At 34.1% G+C, this 11,990-nt stretch carries 13 protein-coding genes, 1 tRNA gene and 1 pseudogene; 1 reads left to right on the plus strand and 14 read right to left on the minus strand.

The genetic code is table 11. From position 1 onward, the window contains the following. Window positions 1-969 precede the first annotated feature (969 nt). The 5 genes from AC1RYN_RS17960 to AC1RYN_RS17980 form a co-directional block, all read right to left on the minus strand. The gene (locus tag AC1RYN_RS17960; RefSeq protein WP_481808043.1) at window positions 970-1,434 is read right to left on the minus strand and encodes a hypothetical protein; all 465 of its coding nucleotides are present in this window, start codon (window positions 1,432-1,434) and stop codon (window positions 970-972) included. A 172-nt stretch (window positions 1,435-1,606) separates the two neighbouring features. Then, the gene (locus tag AC1RYN_RS17965) at window positions 1,607-2,584 is read right to left on the minus strand and encodes a hypothetical protein (protein ID WP_481808044.1); all 978 of its coding nucleotides are present in this window, start codon (window positions 2,582-2,584) and stop codon (window positions 1,607-1,609) included. Further along, the gene (locus AC1RYN_RS17970) at window positions 2,526-3,311 is read right to left on the minus strand and encodes a hypothetical protein (protein WP_481808045.1); all 786 of its coding nucleotides are present in this window, start codon (window positions 3,309-3,311) and stop codon (window positions 2,526-2,528) included. The genes AC1RYN_RS17965 and AC1RYN_RS17970 overlap by 59 nt, the downstream gene beginning before the upstream one ends. An 86-nt stretch (window positions 3,312-3,397) precedes the next feature. Then, window positions 3,398-3,793: a type I restriction endonuclease gene (locus AC1RYN_RS17975; protein ID WP_481808046.1), complete on the minus strand. Its 396-nt coding sequence runs from the start codon at window positions 3,791-3,793 to the stop codon at window positions 3,398-3,400. A 104-nt stretch (window positions 3,794-3,897) separates the two neighbouring features. Then, a complete protein-coding gene (locus tag AC1RYN_RS17980) occupies window positions 3,898-4,239 on the minus strand; it encodes a hypothetical protein (protein WP_481808047.1) in 342 nt (113 codons plus the stop codon). A gap of 303 nt (window positions 4,240-4,542) precedes the next feature. Between AC1RYN_RS17980 and AC1RYN_RS17985 the strand changes: the two genes are divergently transcribed. Beyond that, window positions 4,543-6,591, plus strand: a complete 2,049-nt coding sequence (locus tag AC1RYN_RS17985) for a DUF4365 domain-containing protein (protein WP_481808048.1) — start codon at window positions 4,543-4,545, stop codon at window positions 6,589-6,591. Between the two features lie 439 nt (window positions 6,592-7,030). On the opposite strand, the gene AC1RYN_RS17990 is transcribed toward AC1RYN_RS17985, so the two are convergent. The 9 genes and pseudogenes from AC1RYN_RS17990 to AC1RYN_RS18030 all read right to left on the minus strand — a co-directional run. Beyond that, entirely contained in the window at window positions 7,031-7,600 is a 570-nt protein-coding gene (locus tag AC1RYN_RS17990; RefSeq protein ID WP_481808049.1) for a PDDEXK nuclease domain-containing protein, read from the minus strand. A gap of 26 nt (window positions 7,601-7,626) precedes the next feature. Beyond that, a complete protein-coding gene (locus AC1RYN_RS17995) occupies window positions 7,627-7,935 on the minus strand; it encodes a DUF1016 N-terminal domain-containing protein (RefSeq protein ID WP_481808055.1) in 309 nt (102 codons plus the stop codon). After that, on the minus strand, window positions 7,911-8,036 hold the full coding sequence (locus AC1RYN_RS18000; RefSeq protein WP_481808050.1) for a hypothetical protein: 126 nt from the start codon (window positions 8,034-8,036) through the stop codon (window positions 7,911-7,913). Before AC1RYN_RS18000 ends, AC1RYN_RS17995 begins: the two co-directional genes overlap by 25 nt. A 204-nt stretch (window positions 8,037-8,240) precedes the next feature. Then, window positions 8,241-8,744, minus strand: a complete 504-nt coding sequence (locus AC1RYN_RS18005; RefSeq protein ID WP_481808051.1) for a site-specific integrase — start codon at window positions 8,742-8,744, stop codon at window positions 8,241-8,243. Next, window positions 8,734-9,465: a phage integrase SAM-like domain-containing protein gene (locus AC1RYN_RS18010; RefSeq protein WP_481808052.1), complete on the minus strand. Its 732-nt coding sequence runs from the start codon at window positions 9,463-9,465 to the stop codon at window positions 8,734-8,736. Before AC1RYN_RS18010 ends, AC1RYN_RS18005 begins: the two co-directional genes overlap by 11 nt. 260 nt (window positions 9,466-9,725) lie before the next feature. Beyond that, window positions 9,726-9,813: transfer RNA gene (locus AC1RYN_RS18015), tRNA-Ser, on the minus strand. Window positions 9,814-9,963: 150 nt separating this feature from the next. Further along, on the minus strand, window positions 9,964-10,362 hold the full coding sequence (locus tag AC1RYN_RS18020; protein WP_481808053.1) for an acyl-CoA thioesterase: 399 nt from the start codon (window positions 10,360-10,362) through the stop codon (window positions 9,964-9,966). 5 nt (window positions 10,363-10,367) lie between these two features. Then, on the minus strand, window positions 10,368-11,501 hold the full coding sequence (ribB, locus tag AC1RYN_RS18025; protein ID WP_481808054.1) for a 3,4-dihydroxy-2-butanone-4-phosphate synthase: 1,134 nt from the start codon (window positions 11,499-11,501) through the stop codon (window positions 10,368-10,370). A 2-nt stretch (window positions 11,502-11,503) separates the two neighbouring features. Continuing rightward, a pseudogene (locus tag AC1RYN_RS18030) lies at window positions 11,504-11,917 on the minus strand (LptF/LptG family permease); the annotation flags it as partial. Window positions 11,918-11,990: the final 73 nt, after the last annotated feature.

Genomic DNA, 11,990 nt, shown 5'->3' on the forward strand with positions numbered 1-11,990 from the left:
ATGAGTTGTTTCGAAAGGTTTTAGATTTCTTTACAGTTGTTGATAGAGATTTTTGATAAATGCATTTAGATAGTATTGTTTATTTTGCGGCTTATTTGAAATTTTTGAAATTTGACTAAAATATAGGTTTTAAAGTGCAATATACATTATCTTCAATTCAAGTTTAGTCAAATTAATAAGAACAGGTATTTATACCTGTTTACAGAAAAGTCATCAAACTATATTTGAGACTGTTGGTAATTTTGGATTTTGTAAACTTGTGGATTAATCAAATTTAGGTCTTTTATTTAGGTGTTTTTTATGGAAAACCGAATTTTATATTAAATCAAGTTTTTTACCTCAGTTGTACAAAATTGAATAAGTGCATGTTTGCAAATGTGACTTTTTTTAATAAAATGAAAATTGAAAATTAAAGTTAGAGTTGATGAGATGTTCTCTAAAAAAAAAAATCAGCGATTTAGAATACTCTTTTTCTTTATTGGCAATAGAATTAAAAAAAAAACACTGTGTTCAACTCAATTCCGTTGGGCTAAACTAGACTTTAGAGGTGCCGAGACCAAAAACCTGGAAATTTCAAGATTACTAATTAGTCATCAAGACTTTGCTTAGTCTGGAAGCCGGGCTTTATAAACATTCAATTACGGAACTTCAGACTCCGCAACATATAAATGACTTGATATATTACCTTAAGGGATTCAGCAGAAAGACTGGATTTTAAGAAAGCCTGCAGAAATCTGCAGGCTTTCTGTTTTATGTCTTATCTGTACCTCATTCAATTGCATCGCCTGCGGATACTGCGTTGCGAATTTCGCAGACTGCAATATATGAAACACTAAATGTTAATGATTTAATGTTCATTTATTTTTAGTATATCATCGATGTCACTTTCAAGCATTTTGTATATCCAGCCTCTTACAACACAGTTTTCCTCAAGTTTTGAAGCGCTTATTCCCTCGAATACCTTGTAAATTATATCGATATGACTCTTGGGCTTTCAGGATCAGTTCCATTGAGAAATGCCTCTATGCATATTATTCCTTGTTTGGTAAATGCCCTTCTTGCTCTTTCGAAACCTTTGAAATAAATACCTAAATCACCCGTCTCAGAGTGGCGGTAGCCAAAACTGCCCCACTGCAGGATGTCATCGTCCTTGAGGTACACAATGTACTCGTGCGGCATCACTTTATAGAATTTAAAAGAATCTTTTAAAGTCGTGAAGTTGTATTCCACAAATTCCTTGTAACAGGATTCCAGATACTTGAAAAAGCTTGTAGTATATTCCTTGGCCTGACTTTCACTGAATTGGATAGTCCGCATGCGGTTTGAATTTTGCAGTCTGCTCTGTTGGTACATTTCTTTTGTTTCCTTTAGAGAAATATCGGCCAGCGGAAGATAGTGCCCATCAATCTGACGGTATCCTTTTTCAATCAGCACATCCACTATCTTTGAGAGTCCCTCAAAGGGCGGGACACGCCCTTTTGTTGTGAATTCAGGAATCGGAATATTTTCCGTTATAGTTCGTTCAATAATCTCTGCCAGTTCCTCCTGTGCAATATTTTTCTATATTTATAATGCTCTCTGATCTTAAAGAGATTCACCCTATTTTTCAAATCAAAAAGGTCAATAGGGTAAATGGCTTATATCCGGGCATGAAATGATCTTCAATTTTGTAGTCATAGTTCAATTTTTCATTATAGTTATACACTATGGCTGCGAGCGGCCCAAAAAGAAGGGTATCTGTGCTGAAAGTGGGGATGGACTCCTTACCTATTATTTCCCTGAGCTGCTTATAGACGGACTGCGTTACTATCGTGTCTTGGTCTTCCGCCAATAGGGAGATGTTGCTTGTAGTGTATGAGTTGGCGCCTGTCTGTAAAAATGGATTGTTATTGTACGGAGCTTCAAAGGGATTAGTGAGGTTAAGATACACCACATCGGCACTGTTCTTTTCCGAAAGTGGAAATAAGGCATAGCCATCGCCGTTAATGAGGTCTTCCGGCAGGATAAGACCGATTTCTCCTGCTGTATGAGGCGCGAACTTTTCCTTGAAAGTGGAAAAATTTTCATCCAGATAAGAATTATAGGCGGTAACGTACGAAAGGCATTTGTCTTTCTTAAATGAAACCAGTGTACTTTTATGGGAGTAGGAAGCATTTTCAATATAAAAGTCAATTGCGCTTTTGCCAATATGATTTTGATAGAAATAGCCGAGTAGATCATAAAATTCTCCATTGCTTTTTTTATCCAATTTATGAATTTGGTAGCAGACGATGTAGTCACGGATTTTAGAATAGTAAAAAGATACATTATATGAATCTTCATTATTGGATCTGATCAGAATATTTCGGGTAAATAAATCTTCCGGTAAATTTTCGTCAAGCGAATAGTTTAATTTTTCGAGAACATAGTTTACATCGACACCTTCATTTTTGTGAACTTCAGTATCTGAATATTTATAATTCATTATTAAATTCCCAATTGCTGAAAGGATTCTTACTCCTGAATGAAATCCAATTTCAGATTCATCAAGTGTCTGTTTTAAATATTTTGCGATAAGATTCTTGTCGCTTATCTTTTCTGGCAATCTGCTTTCCGCTGTATACTTCACTGAATATTTTTAAAAAAAATCCATTTCTTAACTCGGGAAGCAGTTCTTCTGAAATTGTGCCTTTAAAACCAAATTCATTCTGATACAAGGGAAGTATGTCATTTAATTCCTGATCACTGAATTCGGTTAAATGAAAACCAGGATTTTCTATACTACTGTTAAACTGATGAAAGTGGTGTAGTTCATCATATAAATGCGTAGGTTTATTTTTGATTTTTAAGATACTGTGCCAGATATTTGATTTGCAGCTAACTATGATTTTTAGTTTATCGGCATTTTTAGCAATTAATGCCATTTCACTTAATTCGTGTGCAATATTTGGATTTGTGCATTCATCTATTGCATCTATAAATATAAAAACTGTCTTGTCTGCAAATCGGCCCAGTTCATCAAGTTTTTTAAGCACGACGTCTGTTTCTGTCCTGCTGGAAAAAGCAATATTCAGATCCTGCGAAATGCATTCAAGAGGTGAAGTAATAATAGCTGAATTGTAAAAAAATACAAAAGAATCTTCTAATTTCTGTAAAGCCAGTGAACAGAGAACATTAGTTTTACCAACTCCAGCAGCTCCTATAAGACCAAAAACAGAGTCATCAGAAGCTATAAAAGATTCAAATGATGATATTAGGTCTTTTCGCTGTACATATAGTTTGTTTATAAATTTGGCGTAAGCACTGTCAGCATTTCCAATTATCTGTCCCATGCGATCATTGACCTGTGACTCGCAGAATATTCTTAAATTTTCAGGAGACAGGGCGATAAAGTTCTTCAGGGCTTCATATCTGATTTTTAGTTCATCTTCGGTAGATAATGTATATCCATTTTTCCAGAAGGCGGATTTTTCAGCATATTCCCCGAAAGTTCCTCTTTTGTTATGCTATCATATATTTTCGTTGAAATCCCATTTGATATTATTGTAAATGGAGCTATTTCATCCAGAAGTCTTGCATAAGAGATTCCTTGATCTCTATCTTCTGCCGTTAATTGTTTTGATTCATTTTTTACTTCAATGACAAACAAATTCTTACCATGTCTTGTGCAGAGCATGTCAGATCTACCAATTGCATGTTTTTTTCTACCAAGGCGTATTGAAAAAGAGTTTTCAAAAGATATCTCTGAAGCATCGATCCCTAAATCCTTTAAATAGGGCAGTAGTATTTTACCGGTTATATCAAATTCACTCATAGATCGGATAATCTGGTTATATAGAAGCTAGCTAGTCAGCTGTAAATTTATGGAATTGGTACTTTAAAATTATTACAGATAGGATTCAATAAAAATTTAGAAAATTAAAATGTGAATAAAAAGTTATGATTTAGGGTATCATTAAAATATTCAACTGAACCTCCTGACGTTGTTGCTGAGCTTATAAGTTTAGCAACAGTGGTATTTGAGTCTCTATTTGCTGCTTCATAGTCAGAATCAATTTTGTCAAAGTCGGGAATGGCGTTGAAATATCCCATATGAAATTCAATTTTGTAGCTACGGAGTACTTCTATTAATTTACCTTCCAGTGCTATTTGTTGTGAAATCGATGCTTTAAAAGATTTTTTGTATTCAATTTTTACAAATACCAATTGCCACCAGTCAATAGGTGAAAGATATAACTGGCTAATATCGATGTGTTCCATAGTATTTAAGATATATAATTTGTTCTAATGTAAATGTGAATTTTTTAAATCCCTATTTTTTTTATTTAAATAGTTTAAAATAGCTAAAAATTTACTAAGCCTGTCTTAAACTGATTGTTTTTAGCGTTATGCCAAATTTGTAAATTTAATTAGAATTATCGTTCCTTTTTGTCGCCAAATTTATAATTTTAAGCTTTTGAAAACAATCAGATTTAGTATTAAAATTCCGATATTGCAGTCTCACATACTAAAATTCATTGTTATTCTGTGAGTCTTACTTTCCTTCTACAAATAAATCAAAATATGGACGATCTTTTTAATGAAATGCAGCTGCCTTTTGCCAATGTAAATGAAGAACTTGAGACTATTTCTAATAATGCTTTTAAACCGCTATTCGATATAAAAAGGTTTGAGATCAGGTCGGAGAGTGAAAAGGACAAGGGGATTGATTTTCATATTGAGCTTAAAATAGAAAGGGCTGATGGTAAATCAGTTCATACCAACTTTCGATTTGCTATTCAGCTGAAGGCTACCGAGAATATTGAGAAAAATTTAGATGGAAGTTTTAGCAAGCAGATAGATTTTTCTAATGTTAACTATCTTTTAAATACTGGCATGCCTGCCTATTATGTGCTGTATCACTTACCGTCGAAAACTTTTTACTATGAAAATGTAAATGATTTTCTTATTGCTATCGAAAGCAGGGAAAAGAGCATTAAAAAACAGCAGAGCTATTCGCTGCGATTTGAAAAACTGCTTGATTATGAGGCTATAGAAAAAATTTACGAGGAGGTATTAAAAAAGGGAAAATTTCAAAGGCATATCAATGAAAAAATGACTTTACGGCCAAGCGCGTCAAATTTGGATGATAAAATTTCATTTGATGCAGATTTGAACATTACAGACGATGCCTTGGTCAGAAATGCTATTGAAGCCGTCGGACTAAGTTTAATCAATAAAGCCAAATGGAGGAGTGTGATAAGCTTTCATAAGAAAGCTTCAGGAAATGTAGCATCCACTCCTCTATACAACTTGGTACTCGGAATGGCAAACTATTATAACGGAAATATGTTTGATGCTCTTAAATATCTTAAAGATGCTGATAGGTCTAGTAGGGAGCTATCTGCTGATATGAACAACCATCTGCAATACTTTTATGCTGCTGCACGATATTTCTTTGGAATAATTCGAGAGGACGAATTCAATAAAATAATGGACAAGCTGCAAGCAGAAAAAAATATAGGCCTGTACGTTAAACTTGAAAATGCTAAAAGCGAATATGCAAACGACAGTGGAGCAGATGCATTAATAACTTTTAAGCGTGCAGTCAACAAGATTATAGAAAACTCTAATTCAGATGAGCATATTGTAATTAATGCCAGACGTGAAATTCTTTTTTATGAAGGTGTTCACAACAATATGGAATTCGTAAGACAATGCAGTGTGGTTTTCGCTTTGGAGGATATCACTTTAGATAAATCAATACGAATTGAGCTTGTCAACGAGAATGTTCAGGTGCATACAAGCTGGCTAAAGAAGATGACGGAACTGCACAATGAGGCGATAACTAAAGAGGATTACTTTTCATTCTATAATTCGGTTTTAATCGAAGTGAAAATCAGATACCATTTTTTGAGTAATTTCAAGATTCTTTTTGACACTCAGGAAAAGTCAATCAGCGATTTCACTGTTGAAATGAAGGAGCAGCTCTCAATTCTGTTGGAAAAGATTAATAATACGGTACTATATTTTACTGATGTTGGTCACGTTGAAAATCAGGCTGCATCTATTTCACTGCAATATGAAATACTTCACTTTACTAATGATTTATTCCAGGCTGAAGAAGCATTGGATGAATTGGAAAGGATTATCGATATTTATGACAGTAAAGAACTCAAAAGTAAATTAGAGAAGCTAAAGGACAGGGGAACGAACCATGAAAGTTTTATGGATTTCGTTTCAGAAGGAAAACGACGAGGGAAAAGGAACACTGAAATGATAAATCAGTTTGTGGAAGAGATGAAAAAGATGGACCAAGATGAAATTCCACAGTTAGATAAAGTGCACAAACACGTATACAGAATTCATTTATTTCCAATCGGCTATTTCATGTTTCCAAAGGCAAAAATTGAAGACGTTTTAGAGGTGTTGAACGTGGAAGAAGTTGGTAAACACAGTTTTAGGCAATTATTTGGAATGGTAATTCCAGTTGTGAATATTTTAAATGAGACAGTTCAAGGTGAAGGCTTTTCTAATGGGAAAGCGGATGACAGAGGAATTACAAGCTGGCAGAATATATACAGAATTCGAAAATATTTTTACGAAAATAACTTTTATAGCACCACAGTATAGTAAAGATATCTTGTTAGGTATATCTTAATTTAAATTCATGGATAATACACCTATAAAAAACAACAACTCAGTTTTAATCCTTTGAATTAGATAGAAATGTTACAATTCTGTGTATAAAAGTTAAGAGCTGTCAAATGACAACTCTTATTGGTTTTTTAAAATTTTCAGATCAACATACCTGAATTTTAATGAAAATTAGCAAACAATTACATTAGAAATAAATGATCATTGGTTTAAAATAATATTCATTTTGGCTTTACGTCGTTTTTCATCTAGTAGTATTTCCACATTTACATCATTTGGTTTCTTTTATGGTTGCCTGAGCTCTAGCAAGTCTTGCTGTAGGAACTCGGTTGGGTAAACAGCTTAAATAACGCAATCTTATATTGTGGTGGAATTTGATTGATGCAGATTTCCCTCTTTTAGGCAATTTTTAAAATCATTTTTTGTCTTCTTCGAAATTTGCCAGTTCTTTCTTGACTTCTTCAAGTAGTTGCTCTTCAGTCGGAAGGTATAAATGATACTGGCTTGCAATTATGCTTTTGTTGCTTTCAGGTAATGTGAACTTTACTACTCCGTCATTTTTATCAGCACACAGCAATATCCCAATAGTAGGGTTTTCATTGTTGTTTTTTTCAATGCGGTCATAATAGTTGACATACATCTGCAATTGTCCGATATCCTGATGGGTAAGTCTGTGCGTTTTAATTTCTATTAAAACAAAACATTGAAGCAGACGATTATACAAAACCATATCTACAAAAAACTCATCTCCGTCAATATGAATCCTTTTTTGTCTGGCAACAAATGAAAACCCATTTCCAATTTCTAGTAAGAACTCCTGAAGATGAGTTATAATTGCCTGCTCCAGATCTTTTTCATAGTATGCAGCTTCGCGTTTCAAGCCTAAGAATTCTAAATACATAGGATCCTTTATAATTTCACGGGCATCTGAGGGTAATTTTTCATTTTGTGCAACTGCTAATACATTTTTGTTATCACTGCTCATTAGGAGCCGTTCAAATAAACTGCTGTTTATCTGGCGTTCCAGCTGGCGTGATGTCCAATTGTTTTTAACGCTTTCAGCAATATAGACCTCTCTTTTTCTTCATTATCAATTGATAGAAGGAGCTTATATTGTGTCCAGCTCAATTGTGTCCGCACTGCGGACACAATTGGAAATGTTCTGTAAAATTGTCTATACCAATTTAATTGACGGTATGAAAATCCAGTTCCGTACTGAGGCTGTAATTCTTTTGCAAGATATTTAATTAAGTAAGTGCCATAATCGGCTCTTTCTTTTCCCTGCTGTTCTTCCTCTAAAGTCCTTTCCCAATAGTCCAGTACATTATGGTTCTTTCATTATCGACAGCTCTAATTGCGCGTTCTTTTGAAGTCTCAATTATTGCTTTTATATCAGGAATTATAGAGTGGTTTTTAAGCATTGTTTTAAATGTATATAGATTAATAAATAATTAAATTGATTAAGCTACTGCTTATCAATTTGTTATTGATAGTAATATGTTTTATGACACTAACATTAAGTGATTACTTTGGTTTATTTAGTTGTCGAACTATAGTGCTCTGTTTTTTCTAAACGGACTGAAGTTTAATAGAGGCTTTAAATTTAGTAGCTTCTTTCTAGCACATCACTTAAACTTAGATTTAAGTTTCTCCATATCTTCCATAATATTAACATCTAAAACTTTTGCGTAATGCTGGGTCTGTTTAGTGTTTGTATGTCCCATCATTGCTGATACATTTTCCAGTCTTACCCCATTTCCTAAAGTGACAGTGGTGGCAAAAGTATGTCTGGCAACATACCATGTAAGATGTTTGTCTATGCCACAGACATCAGCTATTTCCTTCAGATAGGCATTCATTTTCTGATTGGAAATTTTCGGGATAAGACCTTTCTGCTGATTCTTATATTTGGCAATAATTTTTTCAGCTGTTGCTAGTACTGGAACATTGGCTCTAATAGCAGTTTTGGCTCTGCTAGTCATAATCCATAAGTTTCCATTTGAATCTTCGGATAAGTTTCTTTCGGTGAGTTCCAAGGCATCGATAGGTGCGTATCCTGTGTAGCAACTGAAAAGAAATATGTCCTTAACTTTTTCAAGACGTAGCGTTGGGAATGCTTTATTTCTCAATTGTGTTCAGTTCCTGCTGTGTCAGGAAAACGGCATCTTTTATGCTGAGTCTGCCGTCATAAATATTGAATGGGTTTTTTATGATCAAATCCATCTTAATGGCGTAGTTGCATGCAGTTTTATACATTTTCATGTATTTTACTACCGAATTGTTTTTGATGCCTGTCTGCTCTTTAAAACTGCTCTCATACTTGAGGAACTGCTCCAGTTTAAAGACAAATGAGCTTGATAACTCAGATGCTGGTATATCTTCCTTTTTGTAGTTGCTACTGATGAAGCTTAAAAGCAGATCTTTTGCCCTTTTGTACTTCTGCAGAGAAGCCGGTGCGCGCTCTCCTGAGTTAACTCTTTTGGCGAAAAATAAGTTGTAAGTGTCCATAATCTCAATTATGGTTGGGCCTTCAGGCTGGTCGATTTTGACTTTTCCTGTGAGTTCAGCTTTTAATAATTCCAAGTCAACTTCAGGGTCAATCCTGAAGAGTTCAATAAACTTTTTTTCGGCATTAAGCTGCATCAGATCAAGTGAACTTTTAATTACCTTCTCTTTTTCCGCCTTCAATGTATTTTTCAAATGGTTTGTCTGAATCCATCTTTCTTTCGAGATGAATTTTCCCGAGGCGATTGTAATTATTTTGTTTTTATAAGAAAGTCTTAGAATAATTGAGCTTTCTCCGTCTCGATTAACTCTGCCAGATTTTAGCAGAAAAATTGTTTTTAACATGTTATCTAGTTTTAAAATTAATAATCAAATTGAATTAAAAATTTTAAGAGAGCCCATTGATAGCAGGGAATTCCTAGGGAATTCTTTTGCTTTAGTGGTCCAATTTCGAGAAAAAAGATCTCAAAAAAACTGGGGTACTAATTGTGCCACCATTCTTTGATAAAACATGTGCTTTTTGAAAAGTATGCAAAAACAAAAAAGCCTTTAAACACTAGTGTTTAAAGGCTTTTGACTTTTAAAGTTTCTTTTGAAACTTCTACTGGCGGAGAAAGAGGGATTCCAACCCCCGGACCTGTGACAGTCAACAGTTTTCAAGACTGCCGCATTCGACCGCTCTGCCATTTCTCCAGTATGTCGCTTTCGTTATCTGATTGCGAGTGCAAATATAGGATGCTTTTTCGATTATAAAAACTTTTTTAAAGCTTTTTTTTCATTATTATTTACTCGTTTTTCAAGTATCTAATTATCAGTATTTACGAGAACAAAAAAATATTTTTATTATTCTATATTATCCAAAATTGCCACTGGTTTTTTATTTTCGTCAACTGCAACAAACGAAAAAGTCCCTGAAACTACCGTTTCACGAAGTTCTGAATACATTTGTTCCATGAAAATATCAACATGAATTTTACAGCTTGTTCTTCCTACGCTAACAACTTTAGCCACTAATTCAATTAATGTTCCTGCAGGAATTGCTTTTTTAAAATCAATTTGCCCTGTAGATATCGTCACTACTTTTTTTCGGCTAAATCTGGTAGCACATATAAATGCAACTTCGTCCATAAGATGAAGCGCTGTTCCTCCAAATAAAGTATCATAATGATTGGTCGTACTCGGAAAAACTGCTTTAAAAATACGCGTTTCAGATTTTATAACTCTTTCTTCAAATGTTTCCATATTACTTAGTAGCTTACGTATTCTGTTATTTCAAGTCCGTAACCTATCATACCAACACGTTTTGTTTGTTCTGTATTTGATACCAATCGAATTTTAGAAATATCAATATCATGTAAAATCTGTGCTCCGATACCATAATCTTTACTATCAATAATCACTTTTGGCGCTTTCATCACTCCTTGAGCTTGTAACATTTTAAGCTCTGTGATACGGCTCAATAAATTCACAGCTTGCATATCCTGATTAATAAACAACACTGCTCCTTTTCCGTTCTCATTAATAACCTTGAACATATCATCTAATTGTTGTTCTGGATTATTAGTTAAAGTACCTAATAAATCATTATTTACCTGAGAAGAATTTATTCTTGTAAGGATTGATTCTCCTAAGCTCCAATTCCCTTTTGTTAATGCAATATGAATTTGCTTGTTGGTAGTTTGCTCATAAGCTCTTAAACGGAAAGTCCCGAAACGAGTCTCTATGTCAAAATCTTCTTTTTTAACAATTAAACTATCGTGTTGCATTCTATAAGCAACTAAATCTTCGATAGAAACCAACTTCAAATTAAATTTCTTAGCTACCTCTACAAGCTCAGGCAAACGAGACATTGTTCCGTCTTCATTTAAAATCTCACAAATTACACCAGCTGGTTTAAACCCTGCTAATCTTGCAAAATCAATAGCTGCCTCAGTATGTCCTGTTCTTCTTAACACTCCACCTTGTTTAGCAACTAAAGGAAAAATATGACCTGGTCTTGCTAATTCATGTGGTTTTGTATTTGGATCGGTTAATGCCAACACCGTTTGTGATCTATCTGCAGCAGAAATTCCTGTAGTTACTCCATTTCCTTTTAAATCTACCGAAACTGTAAATGCAGTTTCCATATGATCTGTATTATTAGTAACCATTGGTTTTAAATCCAACTCTTTACAACGGCTTTCAGTTAATGGCGCACAAATTAATCCACGTCCATGTGTTGCCATGAAATTAATCATTTCTGGAGTTACTTTTTCAGCAGCAGCAAGAAAGTCACCTTCATTTTCACGATCTTCATCATCTACTACAATAATTACCTGTCCTTGACGAATAGCTTCAATTGCTTCTTCGATAGTGTTAAGTTGTATTTTATTTGTTGACATAGTTAGGTTTTGTTTTGAGAAGAAATAAATCTCTCAGAGAATTTTTTAAATAACTTATTTAATGGCGCCAAAACAGCATCCATGCTTATTAATCCAATATCGTTTGTAGCGCGATAGGTTAATAAAACAGCTAATGGCGTAAGTATAAAAGTTGACATCCATGCTCCCATAAAAGGAGTCAATCCGTCTTCTTGTGAAATTCTTTTTCCGAAGGTATTGATAAAGTGGAAAGTAATAAATATCAAAACCGCAAAAACTATTGGCAAACCAAGTCCTCCTTTACGAATAATTGCTCCTAGTGGCGCACCAATAAAAAACATTAAAAAACAAGCAAAAGCAATTACAAATTTCTCATAAAGTGCCGTAAGGTGTCGGTTAATATTTCGTTGCTTTTCTTTTAATTCATTTTTAGTAGAGGTGCTGCCTCCCTAACAACAGGGGCATCTATTAACCTTAGCAATACGCTGAACGAAGTAAGGTACAACATAA

This window comes from Flavobacterium sp. TC780 (genome assembly GCF_056783245.1).